Genomic DNA, 24,301 nt, shown 5'->3' with positions numbered 1-24,301 from the left:
GCCCCTTTCAAATTGGTACATTTTATCTAGTTCGTAGTTCATCGTATCAAAGATTGAAAGTTTTGTCATTACTGTTTTCTAAATATTCGTAAACATTTTCAAAGCTTTTTTTCTTATATTTGCTAGTAAATATAAGGAACCTGTTACTATTATCTTACTATTTTCAGAAAATATTTTTTCGATTTCTCCGATAGGGTCTTTAGTCACACTTTTAATAGTAGCGTTACTTAAATTCAGCAAATTTTGCGCACTCATCGCTCTCTCATCTGGGAAGTCAACGAAGGTAAATTTTGCATCTATCTCCTCTAAAATGTTCAAAATCTCTACTGCATTTTTCCCTTTTATTAACCCCACAAAAAAATGAATCGGGTCATTTGGAAACTCTTTTTTAATCGTGTCTACTAAAACTCGAATACTTGCTGGATTATGAGCACCATCTAAAATAAGTTGATTGTTTATTTTTTCGAATCTACCTTGCAATGAAACATTTAGTAGAGCATCTCGAACTTTTGTTTCATCTACATTTTTATTTTTCATTTTTAAAAAATAAATAATTGCACGGATTGCAATGGCTCCATTTAAAAGCTGATGTTGACCTTTCAACCCAATATGAATTCCATCCATTTGATTTCCTTCAAAATCTAGATAAACATCTTGTTTTAACATAAAATCTTTAGATTCAATCCAACAAGTCGCGTTTTGCTCAAAACACTCTTCTTTCATTACATTTAAAGACTCTTCATCTAAATTTCCAATAATGACAGGTACCCCTTGCTTTATAATCCCTGCTTTATGATAGGCTACTTCACTTAAGGTTGTTCCTAGGAATTGCTCATGCTCTATCGCAATACTTGGAATAATGGATAGTAGAGGAGTTACTACATTCGTACTATCAAATCTACCACCCATACCCGCTTCTACTAAAACAATATCAGCTTCAAATTCCTCAAATGCCATAAAAGCTAAAACGGTTAAGAGTTCGAAATCTGTTAAAAAACCACTTAAACCAGCTTGCTTCACTTTTTTAAATAAAAGATCTAATTGAGTTTCGGAAATATAACGACCGTTTAATTGGATTTGATCATGGACATCAAAGAAACACGGGGAATAAAAACAGGCTGTCTTCAACCCATGCAGAGATAACATCGCTTCCATCATCGCAATCGTAGAACCTTTGCCATTCGTTCCAGCCACGTGAATAATATTTAAATGCTTATGAGGGTCCCCTACTTTTTCAAGTGCCTCAATCATTCGATCTAATCCAGGTTCAATTGTATTTCTGCCCTCCACTTCCCAGCGTTCTTTATACTCGTTAAATTTAGGAATCATGATTTTTTCCTTTCTGAGATTTATTTGATTAAGCAACTAAATTAAAAAGAACCCCACCTTGTTTAAAAGGCAGGGACAATATTAAAAAATTTCTACATGTGCTTTTTGTTTTAAATAAGGACGTGCTAACGACATAAAATATAAAGATCCCGTTACAACAACCACACTTTGATCATTAACTTTTTGCAAAGTCTTTTCCAATGCTTCTTGCCAATTCAATTCTAATTCCTTGTGCGGGTGTTTCGATGCTTCATAAATGTATGTTCCTGAAGCAGCATTCTTTAAATGAATCTCTGTAATCATGACGCTTGTAGCCACTTCATCGATCATGTTCAGAACCGATTTAATGTCCTTATCATCTAGAGCTGTAAAGACAACATGGATCTCTTCAGTAAGGTAACGTTGTTTTAAAGTTCTAATAAGTACTTCCATTCCCGCTGGATTGTGAGCACCATCAATGATTACATTCGGCAACACTTCTTCAAAACGCGCAGCCCAACTTGATGTTGCTAATCCTTGTCGGATGTTTTCTTCTGAAATAGTAAAGCCATATAAGCTATTAAGCAAAAGAACTGCCGTTATTGCAAGCGACGCATTTTCAATTTGATGATGTCCTGCCATTTTTATGGTTAACTCTTTAAATTGCATATCATTTAATTGATAAGTAAAGTGTTGAACTTTTATATTTTGAGTCACATCTTCAATTATAAAATCTTTATATAATTGAAAAATTGGAGATTGTTCGATTTTAGCTTTTTCTTCAATAACTTGTACTGCTTGGCTATCTTTAACTGCACTTATTACCGGGATTTCAGGTTTAATAATTCCGGCTTTTTCACGCGCAATAGCTTCTATTGTATCGCCTAAAATTTGTGTATGATCTAAAGAAATCGAAGTTATTATTGATAATAATGGAGTTAAAACATTTGTCGAGTCAAATGTGCCGCCTATTCCTGTTTCGATTAGGGCAATATCTACTTCCATATCTCGATAATAGACAAATGCAATGACTGTCAGGATTTCAAAAAAGTTGGAACCTTCTCCAACTTGACCTTCTTGAAGGTATGGATATATATCATTCATATATTGGATTAACTGATCATCTGTAATCATTTGATTGTTGATCATCATTCGTTCGTTGACAACTTCTAAATGCGGAGAAATAAAGCTTCCGACTCTCAGTCCTTCAGCCATTAGGATTTCTTTTAAAGCATTTAAAGTGGAACCTTTGCCGTTAGAACCTGCAATATGAATAGAGCGAAACTGTTCATGTGGATTACCCAATGCTGATAAAATCGATCGAATTCGACTTAATCTACTATTACGTTCCGTTTTTTGGTTCATGTTATAAATGTATTCAGTTACTTGATCAACAGATATAAACACATTGGTCACTCCTCAATCTCAATATTCTCGGAATTTCCGAGAATTCAATTTATTCTATCACGTTCTCTCGAATAAAAGATATCACTTCTTAAAAGAAAAATGTCCCAAATAATAATTTCGGGACATTATATCCATGGTAACTTGTGCTTGAGACCATTTTGACGAGTAAAATCGAAAAAGTGACGAGTAATCCCCTAAAGTTTACGAGTAAAACACCGAAAGTGACGAGAAAACGCATCTAAAGACATTCCCCCTGGAAATCGTCCGTCGTAAATGAAATTCAGTTTTATTACATGTCTATATAAAAATGCCCCAAACACAAAAGTTTGGGACATTCACTAAAATTATAGATTTTTAAGCTCAGCCAATCGTTTTTCAACTGTTGCATACTTTTCAAGATAATCTTGTTCTTTTGCACGTTCTTCTGCAACTACGGCATCAGGAGCTTTCGATACGAATCGTTCGTTCGATAGTTTACCTTGAACAAGTTTGACTTCTTTCGCCCATTTTTCTAATTCTTTTTCTAATCGAGATGTCTCTGCCCCAATATCAATTAAACCTTCTAATGGCAAGAATAGTTCAGCTCCTGAAACGACACTCGACATAGATTGACCAGGTGCTTGAATATCTTGACCTAATACAAGTGGCTCAGGGTTACAGAACTTCTCTAAATACATTGCATTTTCTTCTAAGATCACTAATGTTTCTGCATCTTTAGCTGAAATATACAATGGAACTTTTTTGCTCATTGGCGTTTGAACTTCTGCTCGGATTGTGCGAACTGCACGAATAATATCAGAAAGTAATTTCATACTAGATGCTTTTTTACTGTCCGTTAATGATTCATTAACCGTTGGCCACGCGGCAATCGTAATAGATTCACCTTCGTGCGGTAGGCTTTGCCAAATTTCTTCTGTAATGAATGGCATAAACGGATGGAGTAAACGCATAGTGTTGTCTAACACGTAAGCCAGCACTGACCTTGTCATCTTCTTCCCTTCTTCGTCTTCTCCGTATAATGGCAATTTCGACATTTCAATATACCAATCACAGAAATCATCCCAGATGAAGTTGTATAAGGCGCGACCTACTTCACCGAACTCGTATTTTTCAGCAAGCTTCGTTACTTGATCGATTGTTTCATTTAAACGAGTCAAAATCCATGCATCTGCAACTGATTTATCTCCAGATAAATCGATATCTTCGAACTTCATGCCTTCCATATTCATCATCGCAAAGCGTGATGCATTCCATATTTTATTGGCAAAGTTCCAAACGGACTCTACTTTTTCAATAGAGAAACGTAAATCTTGTCCTGGTGACGAACCGGTTGATAAGAAGTATCGAAGTGCATCCGCTCCATATTGATCGATAACATCCATTGGATCTACACCGTTTCCAAGTGATTTCGACATTTTACGTCCGTCTTCCGCACGAACTAATCCGTGAATTAAAACATCGTCAAATGGACGTTGTTCAGTGAATTCGATTCCTTGGAAAATCATACGAGAAACCCAGAAGAAAATAATGTCATAACCAGTTACTAAAACATCCGTTGGGTAATATCGTTTAAATTCAGCATTTTCTTCATCCGGCCATCCCATTGTCGAAAACGGCCATAAAGCTGAAGAGAACCATGTATCTAATACATCTTCATCTTGCTTCCAGTTTTCAGCATCTGCAGGTGCTTCATGTCCCACATAAATTTCGCCTGTTTCGTTATGATACCAAGCCGGAATACGATGTCCCCACCATAATTGACGCGAAATACACCAATCACGAATGTTTTCCATCCAACGCATATACGTATTTTCAAATCGCTCAGGTACGAACTGAACTTTATCTTCGCCTTGTTGTAATTGAATTGCTGCATCGGCAAGAGGTTGCATATTAACAAACCATTGTGTGGATAGATATGGCTCAACTACTGCACCACTGCGTTCTGAATGTCCAACTGAATGAGCATGTTCTTCGATTTTGAATAAAGTGCCCGCTTCTTGTAAATCTGCAACAATTTGTTTACGGCATGCAAAGCGATCTTGCCCTTCGTATTGAGCCGCATTTTTGTTCATTGTTCCATCTTCATTCATAACTAAAACACGTTCTAAATTGTGGCGATTCCCGATTTCAAAGTCATTTGGATCATGTGCTGGTGTAATTTTAACCGCACCGCTACCAAAATCTTTATCCACATAATCATCTGCAACAATTGGTATTTCACGTCCAATAATCGGTAGTGTTACCGTTTTACCGATTAAGTGCTTGTAACGATCATCTTCAGGATGAACCGCTACAGCCGTATCCCCTAGCATCGTTTCAGGTCTAGTTGTAGCAACTTCAATATGACCAGTACCATCTGTTAGTGGGTAACGCATATGATAGAAAGCACCCTGTACATCTTGGTGAATTACTTCGATATCGGATAAGGCTGTTTTAGTCGCGGGATCCCAGTTAATAATTCGTTCACCGCGGTAGATTAGACCTTTGTTGTACAGCTTCACAAATACTTCTTTAACCGCATTTGAAAGACCATCGTCTAGAGTAAAACGTTCACGCGAATAATCTAGACCTAAACCAAGTTTTGACCATTGCGCACGAATATGGGTTGCATATTCTTCCTTCCACTTCCACGTTTCTTTTACAAAATCTTCACGACCTAGATCGTAGCGAGATTTGCCTTCTGAGCGAAGCTTTTCTTCTACTTTTGCTTGAGTTGCAATCCCTGCATGATCCATCCCTGGTAACCATAATGCATCATATCCTTGCATGCGTTTCATACGAATTAAGATGTCTTGCAAAGTTGTATCCCATGCATGACCTAAGTGAAGTTTACCCGTAACGTTTGGTGGTGGAATAACAATCGTATAAGGTTCTTTATCACTGTTTGGTTGAGCTTCAAAAAACTTACCATTTAGCCACCATTCATAGCGTCCTTGTTCAATGGACTTTGGATCGTACTTTGTTGATAATTGAGGTTTTTGTTCAGTCATTTTCAGTTCCTCCTTATTTTTGGGAAATAAAAAAACTCCTATCGTCACAAAAAGGACGAAGGAGTTGTTCGCGGTACCACCTTTATTCGCAGATGACAAAAAAACATCATCACGCTCTCAAGATTCTTAACGGTTTTAAACCGGCATCTGCTACTCAAGTTCGTTCACAGATACTGCTCCTGGGCGACATTCAAATACGCGCTAACGGAAACTTTCACCAAATGTTTCCTCTCTAATGATAACGACGTGATTTTACTCTTCCCAATCAAAGCATCGATATTTAATTGAACCAATTGTATCGGAACTTCCAATATGAAGTCAAGTTTTTTTGAAAGGAGATTTTTATGAGACGAGGATATAATCCCTACCTACTTCCCCCATGGTTACGAAAGACCCGATTTTATTGTAAAAATATTATTTTACCGATTACTGTTTTTGAATTAATTCGAACGATTTTTCTTCCAACAACATTCGATTTTTTATTATTATGTCTATTAATTGCGATTTTATTTTTATTCCAAAAAGATATTATTTAACTTGGTAAACTGAATAGGTTTCTTTCAATTCTTTTAAGAAAAATGGTTTGGACTTACCCGTCACTTCTGATGATTCGCTCACTTCGTTACTTGATGCCGATGAAGAAGATGATGAACTTTCTTCAACTGCCAATTCAGGCTGAACCAATTTTTCATAAGCACAATCTACTGCCCAGTTAATCTGAAGCGTTTTGTCATTTGTAACGATTGGATCAATTTTCGTGATCGTAAACTCTGGAACGTTTTGACTTTGATTGTAATCCGCTGGTAGCTCAATGGAGTGAGGAACGGCATATTCAAAGTAACCGTGTTCACCATTCATCTCTAAATCTTCAATTGATACCCAATCTGATATCCCATGATGTTCACATTGACCAGGTTCAAACGCCACATAAGCAGAAATATGGTAAATTCCATTCAGACAACAATACCCGTCCTTTTGTTGAAATTCGAATCTAGGTTTTACTTCTACAAGCGTCGTTCCGGTCGGTGTGCCAAAACTTTCTGGAAAATAAAAATTTTCTTGGAATGACCAATTTACTTTTTCCAATTCTTGTCCTCCTTCACAACTATCTGTGAAAGATTGTATGCGAGGGAACATAGAATTATGATTTAACCCATTTTTTTAAAGCCATTGTCACTAGAGGTCCTGCCAATAAAAGTATGAAAAAGATGCGAAACAAATGAAAACTTGTGACGGTGGATAAATCTGCTCCAGTTTCAAGTGCCGTAATGGACATTTCTGCAATGCCTCCTGGAGCAGCACTTATAAAGAAGTCGAGAAAAGAATTCACTGGATGGATGAACATAAGTAGATAGGCCATGAATGCACAATATGTGATGAGTAAAATATTCGTTGCTAATATCGACCAAAATAATCGGAGTGTAAATAGCTCAGATACTTTTTCAAGTTGCAACCCTAAGTGCGCTCCTACGAAAAGTTGGGATACGATCAGAAGCAACGTTGGCACTTCTACAACAGAATGGTCCGTGAAAAATTGAACAATGGCCATCGATAGGATTGGAGCCATTAGTTCAGGTAAAGGAAAATGAACTCTTTTCATGAGGATAAACAAAGTCACACCCATTCCAAGAAAAAACAAGAAATGTGAGACATTAAAAGATGGTAAGTTATTTAGTGACAACTCATCAAAGTGAGTCCCTTTAGGGATCCACGCTGTTAAGAATGGAACAATCGTTACAACAGCAAAAATACGGAAAGTTTGCATTAAGGTCACTACCGTAGAATTAGCTGATTTTACTTCCTCGCTCAATAAAACCATTTGAGAAAGTCCACCAGGAAGTGAACCTAATATGGAAGTTGCTAAAGATTCACCAGACATCTTCATAAACAAGTTACTTAATACTAAAGCCATTCCCACAACTGAAACGGTTAAAAGAATCATTAACGGAAAATCAAACCACATAAGCTCTACTGCTTGTCTTGTAAATGAAGAACCAATTTGAACACCTAAAATGATCAGCCCTATTTGTCGTAATAGCTTTGGCCAAATAAACTCGAGTTTCGTGACCTGTCTTAAAAGTAATAAAGCAATCATCGGTCCTAGTAACCATGGTAAGAATACACCAATTTTATAGAAGGCAAACCCACTTAAGGCGGCAATTAAAAACGTCCGAAAAATCAACCACTGTTTTTGCATTCTTTACACCTCATATTCACTGAAAAGTCTCTGTTATATACTGAGACCACATTCCCTTAGGTTTATTCTTTCTAATTAAAAGCTCTTCAAAGAATGACCTAGATTTTATCTTACACGAACTGACTGTTGAGATGATCCGTCAAATCTTCGAAATAGGAAATGAGACACAACGGATCTCTATATAATTTTTGTTAACTAAGCCCATTGAAAAAAGCCCTGGTACTCATAGGAGTACCAGGACAAAAAAGTTAGACTAATTGAGCAAATACTTTATGGAATGCTTCAACTGTTTTTGCAATATCTGCTTCCGTATGGGCAGCAGATAGGAACATTCCTTCAAATTGAGACGGTGGTAAGAAAATGCCTTCTTCCGCCATTAGTCGATAATATTTTGCAAATAACTGAAGATCTGACGTCTTCGCAATATCATAATTTGTTACGGTTTCATTTGTAAAGAAGAAGCCAATCATAGAGCCAGCTCGGTTAACTGTGTGTGGAATATTGTATTTCGTTGCTGCTTCACGGAAACCAGTCTCTAAAAGATCAGCTAATTTATTGAAATGATCATAAGTCTCAGGTGTTAATCGAGACAATGTCTCAAGTCCTGCAGTCATAGCTAGAGGATTTCCTGACAATGTTCCCGCTTGATATATTGGACCACTCGGTGCAATTTGAGACATGATCTCAAGTTTACCGCCATATGCCCCTACAGGTAGTCCTCCACCAATTACTTTGCCAAGACATGTGAGGTCAGGTTTCACGTTGAAATGACCTTGTGCACAATGATAACCAACACGGAAACCTGTCATAACTTCATCAAAGATAAGCACTGTTCCGTTCTCTGTTGATAAGTCACGAAGTCCTTCCAAGAAGCCTGGTTCAGGTCCAACTACCCCCATATTCCCAGCTACAGGTTCAACAATAATGGCAGCTAAATCATCACCATGTTGCTTGAAAGCTTCTCGTACGCTTTCTAAGTCATTATAAGCTACTGTAATTGTGTTTTTCGCCACTGATTCAGGAACACCAGGACTATCTGGTAAGCCTAGGGTAGCAACACCTGATCCAGCTTTAATCAATAAGCTATCGCCATGTCCGTGATAACAACCTTCGAATTTCAGAATTTTATTGCGACCTGTAAATCCTCGAGCTGCGCGTAAAGCACTCATTGTAGCTTCTGTTCCAGACGAAACCATACGAACCATTTCGATTGATGGCACTCTTTCCATAACAAGCTTTGCTAAATCATTTTCAACCACAGTTGGAGCACCAAAGCTCGTCCCTGTTTCTGCGACTTTTTGAATAGCTGATACGACATCTGGATGTGAATGACCTAAGATTAGAGGTCCCCAGGATAATACATAGTCAATATAGTCATTGCCATCAATATCAGTGATTGTTGCGCCTTTTCCACTTGCCATGAAGATTGGATCCATATCAACCGATTTAAATGCACGGACTGGACTATTCACGCCACCCGGCATTAATTTCACGGCTTCAGAAAATGCTTGTTTTGACTTTTCGTAAGAACGTCCCATTATTTAGCCCCCAACCAACGTGCCACGTCTTTTGCATGGTACGTCATAATTAAATCTGCGCCTGCACGCTTCATACTTGTTAACGTTTCAAGAACGATCTTTTCTTCATCAATCCAGCCATTTTGTGCAGCTGCTTTGACCATTGCATATTCTCCACTTACATTGTAAGCAACAACTGGAATATCAAAGTTATTTTTCACATCACGTACGATATCTAAATACGATAAAGCAGGTTTTACGATTAAGAAATCTGCACCTTCTTCTACATCAGATGTAGCTTCTCGCATCGCTTCATTACGATTAGCGTAATCCATTTGGTATGATTTACGATCGCCAAATTGTGGTGTACTGTTAGCTGCATCTCGGAAAGGACCGTAATAAGCTGACGCATATTTCACTGCATAAGACATGATTGGTAAATGTGCAAAACCGGCTTCATCCAAACCATATCGGATTGACGCTACGAAACCATCCATCATATTAGATGGAGCAATAATATCTGCTCCCGCTTTAGCTTGCGCGATAGCTGTACGTGCAAGTAAATCCAATGTCGGATCATTTAACACTTGGCCATTTTCGATAATGCCACAATGACCATGGTCTGTGTACTCACATAAACATGTATCGGCAATAACCATTAAGTTCGGTTGGCGCATCTTTACAAATCGAATGGCTTCTTGAATGATACCGTGATCATGATAAGCTTGTGTGCCTTCTGCATCCTTTTCCAGAGGAATTCCAAAAAGTATGACAGATGGTATTCCTAGTGCTACCACTTCATCAATTTCTTCCCCTAAGTTATCTAGCGATAGTTGATAAACACCTGGCATTGAAGAAATAGGGTTTCGAATTTTTGAGCCTTCTGCAACAAAAATTGGATAAATTAAATCATTCGTATGTAAGGTCGTTTCACGTACCATCGCGCGGATTGTTTCATTGTTACGTAAACGACGATGTCTGTTAAATTGAAGATCTTTCATTTACTTTCAACATCCTTCCAATTTGCAATTTCATCAATTAGTGCTAAATAGGTGTACGATTTAGCTTGTATATGGACAGGCAATTCATGGTCAATTAAGCTTTTAGCCGTAATATGACCAATCGCTGCAAATTTTACCGTTGGTAGATGCACTTGTGAATATACATATTTCGAGAAATTATGAACAGCTGATGGACTAGCAAATGTTATACATACTCGTGGATTAGATTTTAAGTATTCAGCTAACTCCCCTGCATTTTTAACATTAGGTGTCGTTTCATACACAGTCCACTCATCTACATGGTCTAATCCATTTCTAATAGTATCTTTCGCAAGTGATCCCTTTAAAAACAAACATCGATCTGTGTCTTTTAAATGAGTTGGAAATTCGTTAATAAAAGTGTCTGCACTATAAATAGTTGGAATAAATGATACCTGCAGTCCGATTGCTTCTAATGCTGAGGCGGTTTTAGTTCCTACTGCCGCCACTTTAAAAGACAACTCATTTACTGATATCCCGTGTCTATTTAGCTTTTCACTAAACATTTCTACCGCATTTTGACTGGTAAAAATAAGCCATTCATAAAGAGACAATCTTGCAATAAAAGCTTCATCATGGCTAATGAATTCAGTAATTTGAATCAATGGAAAGCAAGCTACTTCCCCGCCTAAACGTTCAACTAATTTAAACGGCTCATCAGACTTTGGTTGACTTGTAAAGACAATCGTTCGCCCTTGCAAATCACCCTTATTACACATTCAAATCGGCTCTCACTTGTTGAATCAAATCATATGCCCCTTGTTCACTCAATGACTTCGCTACTTCTTTACCAGCTGTTTCAGGCTCTACATTTGAAGAAGATTCTTTGTATACTTGCTCCGCATCAGGAGATGCAACCAAACCAGTAAATTCAATCGTATCGTTTTGTACCGTTGCAAATCCTGCAATCGGAACTTGACACCCTCCATCCATCGCATATAAAAATGCACGTTCTGCATGGACAGCTTTCCATGTATCTTGATGTGTTAGCTTGCTAAGTTCATCTAATAGTTCTGCATCATCACCACGGCATTCAATCGCAAGTGCACCTTGGCCAACTGCTGGCAAACAATCTTCAACAGATAAATATTCAGTAACTACATCGTCACTCCAACCTAAGCGTTTTAAACCTGCTGCCGCTAAGATAATCGCATCATACTCATCCGTTTCAAGTTTTGCTAAACGTGTATCTACATTCCCACGTATCCATTTAATATCAATGTCCGGACGCATTAGTAAAAGTTGGGCAGAACGACGTAAACTACTTGTACCTACAACAGCACCAACTGGTAAATCCATAAACTTCACATGACCAGTAGATATAAACGCATCTCGTGCATCCTCACGTGGAGGGATACAACCAATCACAAGTCCTTCTGGTAACTCAGATGGCATATCTTTCATGCTATGAACAGCAAAATCAATCTCTTTGTCATATAAAGCTTGCTCAATTTCTTTTACGAACAACCCTTTTCCGCCAACTTTCGAAAGTTGAACATCAACGATTTGATCACCTTTTGTGACAATCTCTTTTACCTCAAATTCAAATGGAGCACCTGCTTGTTTCATTTGATCAATAAACCAATTCGTTTGTGTTAATGCCAATTTACTTCTTCTAGAACCTACAATAATTTTTCTCAATGTTGAAACATCCTCTCTTAATACCAAAAATGAAAATCAGATAAGCGACTTCCTAAGAAGAAATTAACTAATACGAGGAGAAATGCGTATACATGCCCCCAAGCATAGCTTGTCCCATGAAGTAGTCCCTTCTGACGTCTATAAAATAAAAAACCATATACAAATAATAAGAAGATAGATCCGAATATCTTTATATCCAATATGGTAAATTCATTAAGCGATACGTATGCCCATTGTAATCCGAGAATTAAGCTGACTAATAAAAACGGAATACCAATTCCGATCGAAACTGTCATACCTTTTTCAGCTTGTCCAAGAGATGGCAAATTCCCATACTGCTTAGTCCATTTCTTCTTCTTTAATAAGCGATATAAGATATGATACAAAGCTGAAAATACAAAGGACAGTGAAAAAGCTACATAGGACAGTATGGCAAACGTTATATGAATAAATAACAACTCAGATAATAAAGAGTCTCCTACTGAAGACTGCTCAATTTGAACTGGAGCAAATGTATGAATGGTTATAAAAATGAACCCAATCACATTTAAAAAGAATACAGGCACTTTTTCTCGAAAAGTTACATGTAAAATAATCGACAGTGTGATTAATAACCAAGCATAAAAATATATACCCTCAAATAATGTGAGAATCGGAAATCTCTGCGTCTCCACTATGTACAAAACTAAAAATACTGTTTGCAAAATCCATACCGTAGTAAGTATCCAAAAGGCAATACGATATGCTTTTGAATCTTTATCTAAATAATCGATGAAGTAAAAGACAAGACTAATTGCGTAGAGGATGACCATTCCTTCATGCAACCTTGTCATGGTTATATCCACCACTGCTTTACCCCTCTCTTTTCATCATGAGAAAAAGCGTTTTCGCATGTATAGTTTAACATACATGAACGAAAACGCCTCCCTACTAGAATTTAATATGAGTACCCTGGATTTGTTACTTGCTTCGTTTTTTCAGGAAAGTCAACTGTCTCTTTTGTAGCAGTCATTAGTTTTTCTTTCTCTTGCTTAACTTCTTCTTCAATTCCAAAAATCTGTTGGAATAAATCGAGTTGTTCTTGTGATTTAGGTGAAGAAGCTAATTCTTTCGCTTGAAGGATCGGATCTTTTAGTAATTGATTAATAATAGATTTTGTATGCTTACTTAATATTTTGCGTTCACGATCAGTTAGGTCCGGCATTTTATTTTCAATGCTTACCATTGTATCCGATTGAATTTGCAACGCCTTTTGTCGAAGTGCCGAAATAACAGGGACAACGCCTAGAGTTCCAAGCCAATCTTTAAATTGGACTAATTCATCTTCAATCATCAACATGATTTCATTTGCTGCACGTTGACGCTCAGCTAAATTAGCTTCTACAATTCCTTGAAGGTCATCAATATCGTATAAAAATACATTAGGAAGTTCCCCAATTCGCGGATCCAAATCACGTGGTACGGCAATGTCCACCATGAATAATGGTTTTCCTTTGCGTAAACGTTCTACGAATTGCATAAGGTCCAAATCAATCACAAAATCCGTTGAACCTGTGGAGCTAATTAAGATATCTGCTTCTAATAAAGCACATTGTAATTCTTGTATAGATTTAGCTTGTCCATCAAATTTAGCAGCAAGTAATTGAGCTTTTTCAAACGTTCGATTAATGACAGTCACTTTTTCAGCACCGCTACCATGAAGGTTTTTAATCGCCAATTCACCCATTTTTCCTGCACCTAAAATGACCACATGTTTATTCTTTAATGAACCAAAAATCTTCTTACCGAGTTCAACAGCTGCATAAGAGACAGAAACAGCATTCTCACCAATCGCTGTTTCAGCATGTGCTTTTTTTGCGAGTGTTACAGACTGTTTAAACAATTGATTGAACACAGTTCCAGTTGTCCCACGTTCTTGAGCCTCTAAAAAGCTTTTTCTCACCTGACCCAAAATTTGTGTTTCCCCTAAAACCATTGAATCAATTCCAGCAGTTACTCGGAACAAATGCTCCATCGCTCCATCTGCTTCATAGATGAAAAGATATGGAGAAAAAGAATCGATTGGTAGCTTGAACCATTCGGCAAGGAATTGTTTAATATAATATCGTCCTGTATGTAACTGATCGACAATCGCATAGATTTCCGTTCGGTTACATGTAGACACGATGACATTTTCTAATATGCTTTTTTGCGTTTGTAGTGCTTGCATCGCCTGCGGTAAATCGGATTCAACGAAGGATAATCGTTCGCGAATCTCTACCGGAGCTGTACGAAAATTAACACCTACGACTATGGTATGCATGGCCTCATGACACCTCTCACGTTCTATTTCATGCCTTTTATTATAACATAACCATTCATAAAACAAGGTTTTAAATGTGAACAAGCTATGAAATCAAGGATGAGTCATGTTCTTATTTATAATAATTACAATGTAAGTGTATCAAAACGAGCACACGCATACAAACGTTATGATTTCATAATTCATTTTGCCTCGAAAATTGTTGTAAATACAGTGAAGTTGACATTTTTTAATTGTCGTGGCTGATTTTCATTGCGGCAGACGCTTTCCGGGGGCACTCCCTTTAGCCGCTTCCCTCGCGGTGCTCAGTCCAGGGTCTAAAGGGAGTGCTTTTGCCCAGGAGTCGCCGCCTCCATTACAATCAGTAAAAAGAAAATTGTGTATATAAAATCAAATAGTACAATTTTACTCCTGGAATTTTATACACCTCTAATATGTTATATCTTAAGTTACTACAATAAATGCTATATCAATAAGGGATTGAGTGAATCGACAGTTGATACTTTAGTCAATAAGAAGCGCTCGAGGAATATATACAACGAAAAGCCACTCTATCTCAATTTAAATCGAGATAGAGTGGCTTTGTAAAATAAATTAGGGAATGCAAATTTACTTACTCTGATTCAATTTCTTCAGTCGGTAACATACGACGTTCGATTTCTGCCCACGCTGCATCGAAGCCCATACCTGTTTCTGATGAAAATAAAATCATCGTATCGTGCGCTTCCATGTCTAATTCATCGCGCACCATTTTCTTATGTTTCTCCCATTTGCCTTTAGGGATTTTATCGGCTTTCGTAGCAATTACGATACACGGGATATTATAATATTTCAGGAAATCATACATCATGCAATCATCATCTGACGGTGGGTGACGAAGATCGACAATCTGAATAACGGCTTTTAGTAAATCACGTGTCGTGATGTATTCTTCAATCATCTTGCTCCATGCTTCACGTGATGTTTTTGATACTTTTGCGTAGCCATATCCAGGTACATCTACAAAAAAGAGTTTTTCCTCAATTTTATAGAAGTTTAATGTCTGCGTTTTCCCTGGTTTAGATGATATACGAGCCATACTTTTACGGCCAATCATTTTATTAATAAATGAGGATTTACCTACATTGGACCGTCCAGCTAAAGCAAACTCTGGCAATCCTCCCTCTGGATATTGTGCTTGTCTTACTGCACTTATGACTAATTCTACGTTATGAACTTTCATTGCACGCCTCCTTCTAATGCTATTTCTAGCACTTCATCCGCATGCGAAACAAGTTTGAACGTTAAATCTTCACGCACACTTTCCGGTATATCTTCTATATCACGTTCATTGTCTTTCGGTAAAATAATGGTCGTTAAACCAGCACGATGTGCACTTAGCGTCTTCTCTTTTACACCACCAATTGGAAGTACGCGACCTCTTAATGTGATTTCTCCAGTCATTCCTACTTCACGTTTAATTGGACGTTTTGAAAGAGCTGATACTAATGCGGTAGCTATGGTGATACCTGCTGATGGTCCATCTTTTGGAACCCCGCCTTCAGGAACGTGGATATGAATATCACACTTCTCATGGAAGTCTGTATCAAGACCCAATTCTTCTGCTTTAGAGCGAACAAATGATAATGCTGTTTGAGCAGATTCCTTCATAACATCACCCAACTTACCAGTTAAAAGGAGTTTACCTTTACCAGGTGATAACGCTACTTCGATTTGTAACGTGTCTCCACCGACAGTTGTATATGCTAGTCCTGTTGCTACACCAACTTGATTCTCCGTCTCGGCTTGTCCATAACGGAATTTATGCTTACCAATTACTTCTTCTAAATTTGCAGGAGTCATGACAATTCGTTTTTTATCAGTAGAAACCACTTGTTTCGCAGCTTTACGACAAATCGCTGCGATTTGTCTTTCTAAACTACGAACGCCAGCTTCACGCGTATAATATCGAATTAAATCCAAAAGTGCATCATCACGAAGTTGTAATTGTGATTTAGTTAAGCCATGTTCTTTTAATTGTTTTGGCAATAAATGATTTTTGGCAATTGACTGTTTTTCCATTTCTGTATACCCAGCAATTGTAATGATCTCCATGCGATCGCGTAAAGGACCTGGAATTGTACTTAAATCATTGGCAGTTGCAATAAATAAGACATTAGATAAGTCGTACGTTTCTTCGATATAGTGATCACTAAATGAATGATTTTGCTCAGGATCTAATACTTCAAGCATAGCGGCACTCGGATCTCCCCTAAAATCATTAGACATTTTATCAATTTCGTCTAATAAGAATACCGGGTTAATCTTACCTGCTTTCTTCATACCTTGAATGATGCGACCAGGCATTGCGCCGACATACGTACGTCGATGTCCTCTTATTTCAGATTCATCTCGAACACCACCAAGTGAAATTCGAACGAATTGGCGTCCAAGTGATTCAGCAATTGAACGAGCTAGAGAAGTTTTACCGACACCCGGAGGTCCCGCAAGACATAGAATTGGACCACGCAATGATTTTGTTAATTGACGAACTGCTAGGTATTCTAACACTCGTTCTTTGACAGTTTCTAAACCATCATGATCACGGTCTAATATTTTTTTAGCTCGATTAATATCTAATCGATCGGCAGTCGAATCTTTCCATGGGAGAGATACAAGCCAATCTAAATAATTTCGAATGATGCCACTTTCTGCAGCAGCCGAAGGTAATTTCTCATATCGATCGAGTTCCTTAATTGCAGCTTTAAGTGTAGCTTCAGGCATTCCGGATGCATCAATTTTCTTACGAAGATCTGATACTTCACCGGTCTTCCCTTCTCGATCACCAAGCTCTGTCTGAATGGCTTTCATTTGTTCACGCAAATAGAATTCCTTTTGTGTCCGTTCCATCGCTTGCTTCACACGAGCATTGATTTTCTTCTCCATATCTAACACTTCTTGTTCATTGTGTAGGCGATTGACCAACCACTCTAAACGCTCTTTCGTATCAAATATTTCTAGAACTTCTTGCTTTCCACTTACTTTAAGCGGCAAATAAGAAGCAATCATATCAGCTAATCGACCAGGTTCTTCAATATCCGACACAGTATCATATGTTTCAGTGGTCACTTTTTTCGATACTTTCGAGTATTTTTCAAAATACTGTAACAACATTCTCATTAAAGCTTCATGCTCTGCTGTTTTTTCTGGATCATCCGGAGAAGTTTCTACTTGTACGACCGTATAATTCTTATCTTCTTTATAGCTTTTCCAAGAAGCACGCTCAATACCTTCGACCAATACTCGAATTGTTCCATTTGGAAGTTTAATCATTTGATTCACATGAGCAAGTGTACCAATCTCATACAAATCATCTTCCACAGGCTGTTCTACATTCATCTCTTTCTGCGTTGCTAAAAACACCATATTATCTGTTAACAATGCTTGCTCAAGTGCCGCGACTGATCGTTCTCGTCCAACATCAATATGTAATACCATTGTAGGGAAGACAAGAAGTCCACGAAGTGGCAATAATGGAACTTTTTTTTCCTCTTTTTTCTTTGGCATGCGGGAATTCACCTCCATCCGATTCTGTCCGATTTACCCGCAAATCAAACATATGGAAGAAAAAGCTGACATCCGATTTACGCGTATGCACACGCATGCTCGAAGCCAGCTTATCTGTATCAGCTTATTTTATGCTGAAGTTTTTTTATTATCCTGATTTAAAACTGTACCGTCAGCTAAAATTAATTTAGGCTGTGCATTGTCAGTAACAGTCTCTTTCGTAACGACACATTCGACAATATCTTCACGTGAAGGTAATTCAAACATTACATCTAACATTAAGGATTCGATAATAGAACGAAGTCCACGTGCACCAGTTTTACGATCAATCGCAAGTTTAGCAATTTCAAGTAATGCATCATCTTCAAATGTTAATTTCACATCATCCAATTCAATCATTTTTTGATATTGTTTTACCAAAGCATTTTTAGGTTCAGTTAAAATTTGAATTAATGCATTCTCATTTAACTGTTCTAAATTAGCCAAAACTGGTAAACGGCCGATGAATTCAGGAATTAATCCGAATTTCAATAAATCTTCGGGGATTAATGAAGATAATAAAGACGCATCTTCAATTTCTTTTTTATTTGGATCTGCTCCAAAACCAATAATTTTTTGGCCCAAACGACGTTTTATGATTTGATCAATTCCATCAAATGCTCCACCAACGATAAATAAGATATTGGTTGTGTCAATTTGAATAAATTCTTGATGAGGATGTTTACGTCCACCTTGAGGAGGTACACTTGCTACTGTTCCTTCTAGGATTTTCAATAAGGCTTGTTGAACACCTTCCCCTGAAACATCACGAGTAATCGATGGATTTTCAGATTTACGTGCAACCTTATCAATTTCATCAATATAAATAATTCCTTTTTCTGCTTTTTCAACATCATAATCGGCAGATTGGATTAATTTAAGTAAAATATTTTCAACATCTTCGCCAACATAACCAGCTTCAGTTAATGAGGTTGCATCTGCGATAGCAAATGGAACATTAAGTATACGTGCAAGAGTTTGCGCCAATAACGTTTTACCACTACCAGTAGGTCCAATGATGACAATATTCGATTTCGAAAGTTCTACATCATCAATTTTACTGTTTGAGTTAATACGCTTATAGTGATTGTAAACTGCAACAGCTAATGATTTTTTAGCTTTATCTTGTCCGATTACATATTCATCTAATATAGACATGATTTCTTTTGGCTTAGGCACTTCTTTAAATTCTGTTTCTTCTTCTGTACCTAGCTCTTCCTCAACGATTTCTGTACATAATTCTATACATTCATCGCAAATATATACACCTGGTCCAGCGACCAATTTACGAACTTGTTCTTGGGATTTTCCACAGAAGGAACACTTTAAATTCCCTTTTTCATCATTAAATTTGAACAAAATATTCACCCCTATTCAAGCAACAATCTTACAAGATTCTATAACGGGAATCAACTAATAAGATTGACGAAAACTTAATCAATTTGTTTTCATCGCTATTCCTTCTATTGTCTCAATCATATTCATTTCTATGTATGTGCAAAACAAGGCACGGGCTAAATGTCCGCGCCTTGTTTCAGTATAACTTATGATTCTTATAATTATGAAATTTTAGCGTTTTCAACTAAAAATTCAACTGTTTTTTGCATACGTAGGTCATTTTCTAAAGCTTCAGTTCCACCAAGTGCAGTGCGAATTTGATCTACTGGCATGTTGAATTGTTCAGCCATTTTCTCTAATTCAGCATTTACATCTGATTCAGAAACTTCGAAGTTTTCAGCTGCAGCGATTGCTTCTAGTGTTAATGAAACGCGAACACGCTTAGCTGCATCCTCTTGCATTTGTGTGCGAAGAGCATTTTCGTCTTGACCAGAGAATTGGTAGTATAAATCTAAATTCATACCTTGAGATTGTAAACGTTGACCAAAGTCATTTAACATACGGTCTGTTTCTGAATTAATCATTGCTTCAGGAATATCGATTGTCGCGTTTTCAGCAGCTTTTTCAACTAACTGATCACGTAGAGATGAATCAGCAGCTAATTTTTTGTCAGCAGCTGTTTTCTCTTTTAATTTCGTACGAAGTGCGTCAATACCTTCAACTTCGCTGTCCATTTCTTTAGCAAAATCATCATTTAATTCAGGAAGTTCTTTTCCTTTAACTTCTTTCACAGTTACTTTGAAAGTAGCTTCTTTACCTGCAAGCTCTGCTGCATGGTACTCTTCAGGGAAAGTGACAACAACGTCTTTTTGGTCTCCTGATTTAGATCCGATTAATTGCTCTTCAAATCCAGGAATAAATGAACCAGAACCGATTTCTAGTGAGTGATCTTCACCAGCTCCACCTTCAAATGCTTCTTCTCCTAAGAATCCTTCGAAATCGATAACAGCTGTATCACCATTAACGATTGCTTCGTCTTCTTTAATTACTAATTCTGCAAGACGAGTTTGTTGCTCTTTTAATTGAGCTTCAATTTCTTCATCCGTAACTTCAGCAGATTCTTGAGTTACTTCAAGACCTTTGTAATCACCTAGAGTAACTTCAGGCTTAACCGTTACTTTAGCTGTGAATACTAAGTTTTGACCTTTTTCCATAGTCTCGATATCGATTTCAGGACGATCAACAGGATCGATTCCCGCTTCATCAATTGCATTAGCATATGCATCTGGAAGGATGAAATCTAAAGCATCTTGATATAAAGACTCAACACCAAAGCGTTTTTCAAACATTTGGCGAGGCATTTTCCCTTTACGGAAACCAGGAACATTAATTTCTTTTACAACCTTTTTAAATGCTTTGTCTAAACCTTCGTTAACTTTTTCAGCAGGTACCTCAATTGTTAGAATACCTGTATTACCTTCTTGTTTTTCCCATTTTGCAGACATATATTCAACCTCCATCGTTTTATTCAGCGAATTTCATGCTTATCTATGATTTTGACAACCATTCTAGTATAGCACACATGTGCATACTTTCAACTTATTTCACATCTCACGCAATTCAAAAAGGATATCAATTTTTATAATAAAATCGTAAAGCTTCCCTTCAAATGAAACATCTTCACCTAGCATACCACTAACATAATCAATATACATATTCCCAACCTCATCTGCACCATGTTCAAACCAGTCAAAAGGATAAGTAGCAAACGAATGACGTAAAATCAGATCCTCTACCATTTCTAACTTAGAAGGATTCTGAACAAGTCTATCCTTCACCAGTTTTAAAACGTCAAGAACCACTGTTGTTTCTGCTGGATCAGATAACAATTTCGGGTTGATGGCAGCTGAGCGTCCAAATTTTTCTATGGTCATTTCTCGGTCCATATTAGCGTGCACCATCAACAGCAAGGCAAAAGACTTGGTAATTGGGGATAATAAATCATGTTCCACAATCGCTACTAGTTCTTCCTCGACTTGAGTTAAATCTGATCCCTCTAGCTCCACTAAAAGCTGTTGTTGTTTGTCTTCAGAAAATCGACTAAACGTATGTATTTCAAATAAGGTTGTATCAATGACATGTGTTTTTGGAAGGTCAGATAAAAATTCATTATTCTTTTGTTTAGCGAGTTTATTCCCAAGTTCAAGCAGTTGCTCAAATTTTTCAAGTTTATCAGCAGGAATTGGCGCTTCATCAATCACTGCAGATAAAATCTCTTCCATTTTTTCAAATTCACGCAACTCCATTAAGATAGTGACATATAATTCAACCGTTTCAAAGTAATATGTGGGTCCAATTTTTAGCAATTCTTCACAAATCACTTTTGCTTCTTCAAATTCCCGTGTTTCATATAAAGAATATGCAAAGACACCAAGTGTCTGTTCGTCTGCTTCACGGTAAGTTAACGCTTGCCGTATTGATTTAACCGCTAAATCATATTGAAAATCTTCAGCGTGCTTAAGGCCATCAGAAATTAATCGGTCCACCATCCCTGGAAAGACGATTACATTTTGATGTTTTTGAATTTTTCCATGCTTTTTACGCAATGTAATGACCGCCTTTCTCTTGTGTATATAGTAGCACAAAACGAGAAAAGCATACGCATACTAAACAGGTAATGTGATAATAAAAGTTGTTCCCTTATGCTTTTCGCTGACTACCTCAATTTTGCCTTTCAACTTGCTAATCGTTCCATAAACCATCAACATACCGAGACCCGTGCCTTCAGTTTTCGTAGAATAATAGGGTTTACCTAATTCTAAAATTTCATCCGAAGTCATGCCCACACCATGATCTTGAACTTGTATGACAATTGCTCGCTGTTCTTCAGTCACCGTGATGAGTAGTGTCCCCCCGGTTTCTTTCATTGATTCGATTCCATTCTTAATTACATTAATCATACTTTGTTGTATTTGATTTTGATCGTATTTCTTCGTTAACGTATTCGAAAACCGAAAATCAAAGTTCACTTGATTCATATTTGCATATGGACCTAGAATATTTAATACATATTCCATATCTTCTTTTAGATTGCTGTTAACCATATTTTCAGATTGTGGTTTGCCATAGCTTAAGAAATCACTTACTATCTTTTCGGCGCGTTCTAATTCGATTAAGGAATAATCAATAAATACTTTTTCGTCAGCTGAGATCGTTTTAGATTCTTTTAACAATTGAAGAAAACCATTCGTTACAGTCAATGGATTTCGAATCTCATGAGACACACTTGCTGACAATTCACTCATGACATGTAATCGTTCCGTGTGAAGAAAACTTTCCCGATTATTAATATTTGAGATGACTTTTTCAATCATCAATACATTTAAGGAAATAATAATGATATGTGTTATAAGAGAGTATGTCGCAAGTGTCCAATACTCTCTAGTTAATTCTTCAAAAAATGTACTTAATGTCGTTAAATAAAGAATCATCGTAAATAGGGCAGCTGAGACCGCCATATATATTCTTTTCTTCGTATTTGCTTTTAAGAATCTTCGATGGAAGAACGGAATGACTAAGAGGATTACTGTCGAAAATAAAAATGATTGCCATATCCCATCGCCGCCTATCACAAATCGATACAAATTTAACACCATATAAAGAGGAATCACTTTTTGATACCCTCCGTAAAGGGCAACGATAATAAACGGAATATAACGTAAATCGAAAATAAAACCGATTTCAAGTTTAATCGGATAAATCATACACAAAATCATTGATATTGTTGAAAATAAGACGAGAAAGGTTTGATTATAAAAGTGACGCCGACTATCAAAAAAGATAACAAAAATTAAAATAGGAAAGATTAAAAATAAAATATTTATTAAGATGCTTTCTAACATATTCATTCCTCCAAAGTTCTATATTCACCTGATAAAAGGAAGAATAAAAATTAAGTACATACATTCTGAACTAGTCAACGATTTCTTCTGAAAAAAATGAGAATAAAATTAATTTCAATTTTGTTTTTTTATTTAGAAATTAGCAGTTTGAAAATGAGTAGTTTACCTACCTTAACCAAAATCCTTACTGATATTATTATTTTTTAACGGAATGTCGCAGAAGTCAGAGGCGAAATGAATATTCTTACTTTGTTTATTCAGTGACTTATTTATTCTTAGATTTACAGAACTGTTAAATTGACTTGGATCAAAATAATAACACTGATCTGTATCTGGGCAATATACACAGTATAAATCTACTTCCTGTTTATCAATTTTCTTTTCAAAACAGCCTTTAGAAGTACTATAGGCTGAACTGAACCTAACAAATAGAAATCCCTTAGAATTTAAACTTCTAAATTTAACTTGTATACGGAGAAAGTCCCTATCCTTATAAGCAACTAAATCAAATGGTGAATGCTCAGATAGTGGTATCAATACTAAATAACCCTTCATGCATAAATCTGCTTGTGCTTTTAGTACACCTAAATCACCTTTGTTTTTTGTAGGATGAGACATAGCACACCGCCTTAGATTAAATTATTTTTTTGAATTATATTCTAATTTATTAATATAGACAAATATATAAGGGATGAGATGATTTAATAGTGGGTATAAATAAAAACCTTTCAACCCAAAAGAGTTGAAAGGTTTTTTTTTATTTCACACATTATAACTTTACGTCCCAGGAGGGATTCGAACCCCCGACCGACGCCTTAGCTTACCACTATAGCTTTCGCTACCAATGTACATTGTTTGTAGTCTGGACTATATCTTCACCATTGCAGGTGCGACACGTGTAGTCTCTACGGAACCTCACGTCGTGTAAACGATTTTCAGCATTCCTACCATTACTTTCGTAATTATTCGGATTGCCTCTTCTTCATTGAAATGAAGCGTAAGTTTCCTCGGTATTGCCATCAGCATGATCTGTTAAGGTTTCACCGATATAGTGTCGTCCACTTTACAGGTTCT

Annotated in this window: 19 protein-coding genes and 1 other annotated feature; of the genes, 1 reads left to right on the top strand and 18 read right to left on the bottom strand. The window is 36.9% G+C overall.

Annotated elements, in window-relative coordinates; genetic code table 11:
• Nucleotides 1-78 precede the first annotated feature (78 nt).
• The 3 genes from AC3EA5_RS04210 to AC3EA5_RS04200 form a co-directional block, all read right to left on the bottom strand.
• Entirely contained in the window at nt 79-1,329 is a 1,251-nt protein-coding gene (locus AC3EA5_RS04210; RefSeq protein ID WP_488607201.1) for a bifunctional folylpolyglutamate synthase/dihydrofolate synthase, read from the bottom strand.
• An 81-nt stretch (nt 1,330-1,410) separates the two neighbouring features.
• The gene (locus AC3EA5_RS04205; protein ID WP_488607200.1) at nt 1,411-2,715 is read right to left on the bottom strand and encodes a bifunctional folylpolyglutamate synthase/dihydrofolate synthase; all 1,305 of its coding nucleotides are present in this window, start codon (nt 2,713-2,715) and stop codon (nt 1,411-1,413) included.
• A 344-nt stretch (nt 2,716-3,059) separates the two neighbouring features.
• A complete protein-coding gene (locus tag AC3EA5_RS04200; RefSeq protein WP_488607199.1) occupies nt 3,060-5,705 on the bottom strand; it encodes a valine--tRNA ligase in 2,646 nt (881 codons plus the stop codon).
• 48 nt (nt 5,706-5,753) lie between these two features.
• Nucleotides 5,754-5,983: a binding site (T-box leader), on the bottom strand.
• A gap of 66 nt (nt 5,984-6,049) precedes the next feature.
• On the opposite strand from AC3EA5_RS04200, the gene AC3EA5_RS04195 reads away from it, so the two are divergent.
• The gene (locus tag AC3EA5_RS04195; RefSeq protein ID WP_394187587.1) at nt 6,050-6,241 is read left to right on the top strand and encodes a hypothetical protein; all 192 of its coding nucleotides are present in this window, start codon (nt 6,050-6,052) and stop codon (nt 6,239-6,241) included.
• On the opposite strand, the gene AC3EA5_RS04190 is transcribed toward AC3EA5_RS04195, so the two are convergent.
• The 15 genes from AC3EA5_RS04190 to AC3EA5_RS04120 all read right to left on the bottom strand — a co-directional run bounded on the left by AC3EA5_RS04190 (nt 6,234) and on the right by AC3EA5_RS04120 (nt 23,845).
• Nucleotides 6,234-6,791, bottom strand: a complete 558-nt coding sequence (locus AC3EA5_RS04190) for a hypothetical protein (protein WP_488607198.1) — start codon at nt 6,789-6,791, stop codon at nt 6,234-6,236. The genes AC3EA5_RS04195 and AC3EA5_RS04190 overlap by 8 nt on opposite strands.
• 55 nt (nt 6,792-6,846) lie before the next feature.
• Nucleotides 6,847-7,902 carry an AbrB family transcriptional regulator gene (locus tag AC3EA5_RS04185; RefSeq protein WP_488607197.1) on the bottom strand — a complete coding sequence of 352 codons (1,056 nt, stop codon included), beginning with the start codon at nt 7,900-7,902 and terminating at the stop codon, nt 6,847-6,849.
• A gap of 248 nt (nt 7,903-8,150) precedes the next feature.
• Complete coding sequence (hemL, locus tag AC3EA5_RS04180) at nt 8,151-9,440, bottom strand: glutamate-1-semialdehyde 2,1-aminomutase (protein ID WP_488607196.1); 1,290 nt, start codon at nt 9,438-9,440, stop codon at nt 8,151-8,153.
• The gene (gene hemB, locus AC3EA5_RS04175; protein WP_488607195.1) at nt 9,440-10,420 is read right to left on the bottom strand and encodes a porphobilinogen synthase; all 981 of its coding nucleotides are present in this window, start codon (nt 10,418-10,420) and stop codon (nt 9,440-9,442) included. The genes hemL and hemB overlap by 1 nt, the downstream gene beginning before the upstream one ends.
• Nucleotides 10,417-11,178: a uroporphyrinogen-III synthase gene (locus tag AC3EA5_RS04170; protein WP_488607194.1), complete on the bottom strand. Its 762-nt coding sequence runs from the start codon at nt 11,176-11,178 to the stop codon at nt 10,417-10,419. The genes hemB and AC3EA5_RS04170 overlap by 4 nt, the downstream gene beginning before the upstream one ends.
• On the bottom strand, nt 11,171-12,100 hold the full coding sequence (gene hemC / locus AC3EA5_RS04165; protein ID WP_394187581.1) for a hydroxymethylbilane synthase: 930 nt from the start codon (nt 12,098-12,100) through the stop codon (nt 11,171-11,173). Before hemC ends, AC3EA5_RS04170 begins: the two co-directional genes overlap by 8 nt.
• 17 nt (nt 12,101-12,117) lie before the next feature.
• Nucleotides 12,118-12,948, bottom strand: coding sequence for a cytochrome C assembly family protein (locus AC3EA5_RS04160; RefSeq protein WP_488607193.1), 831 nt, complete (start codon nt 12,946-12,948; stop codon nt 12,118-12,120).
• Nucleotides 12,949-13,037: 89 nt separating this feature from the next.
• The gene (hemA, locus tag AC3EA5_RS04155; protein ID WP_488607192.1) at nt 13,038-14,402 is read right to left on the bottom strand and encodes a glutamyl-tRNA reductase; all 1,365 of its coding nucleotides are present in this window, start codon (nt 14,400-14,402) and stop codon (nt 13,038-13,040) included.
• 613 nt (nt 14,403-15,015) lie between these two features.
• Nucleotides 15,016-15,624: a ribosome biogenesis GTP-binding protein YihA/YsxC gene (yihA, locus tag AC3EA5_RS04150; RefSeq protein WP_488607191.1), complete on the bottom strand. Its 609-nt coding sequence runs from the start codon at nt 15,622-15,624 to the stop codon at nt 15,016-15,018.
• Nucleotides 15,621-17,948, bottom strand: a complete 2,328-nt coding sequence (lon, locus tag AC3EA5_RS04145; protein ID WP_488607190.1) for an endopeptidase La — start codon at nt 17,946-17,948, stop codon at nt 15,621-15,623. Before lon ends, yihA begins: the two co-directional genes overlap by 4 nt.
• Nucleotides 17,949-18,077: 129 nt before the next feature.
• The gene (gene clpX / locus AC3EA5_RS04140; protein ID WP_488607189.1) at nt 18,078-19,346 is read right to left on the bottom strand and encodes an ATP-dependent protease ATP-binding subunit ClpX; all 1,269 of its coding nucleotides are present in this window, start codon (nt 19,344-19,346) and stop codon (nt 18,078-18,080) included.
• 200 nt (nt 19,347-19,546) lie between these two features.
• Complete coding sequence (gene tig, locus AC3EA5_RS04135; RefSeq protein WP_488607188.1) at nt 19,547-20,830, bottom strand: trigger factor; 1,284 nt, start codon at nt 20,828-20,830, stop codon at nt 19,547-19,549.
• A gap of 99 nt (nt 20,831-20,929) precedes the next feature.
• Nucleotides 20,930-21,931, bottom strand: coding sequence for a tetratricopeptide repeat protein (locus AC3EA5_RS04130; protein WP_488607187.1), 1,002 nt, complete (start codon nt 21,929-21,931; stop codon nt 20,930-20,932).
• A 60-nt stretch (nt 21,932-21,991) separates the two neighbouring features.
• On the bottom strand, nt 21,992-23,227 hold the full coding sequence (locus AC3EA5_RS04125) for an ATP-binding protein (RefSeq protein WP_488607186.1): 1,236 nt from the start codon (nt 23,225-23,227) through the stop codon (nt 21,992-21,994).
• Nucleotides 23,228-23,398: 171 nt separating this feature from the next.
• Nucleotides 23,399-23,845 carry a group I intron-associated PD-(D/E)XK endonuclease gene (locus AC3EA5_RS04120; protein ID WP_488607185.1) on the bottom strand — a complete coding sequence of 149 codons (447 nt, stop codon included), beginning with the start codon at nt 23,843-23,845 and terminating at the stop codon, nt 23,399-23,401.
• Between the last annotated feature and the right edge of the window lie 456 nt (nt 23,846-24,301).

Source organism: Paenisporosarcina sp. (assembly GCF_057785155.1).
Note: the sequence above shows the minus strand (reverse complement) of the source record. Positions and strands in the feature narration are given on the sequence as shown.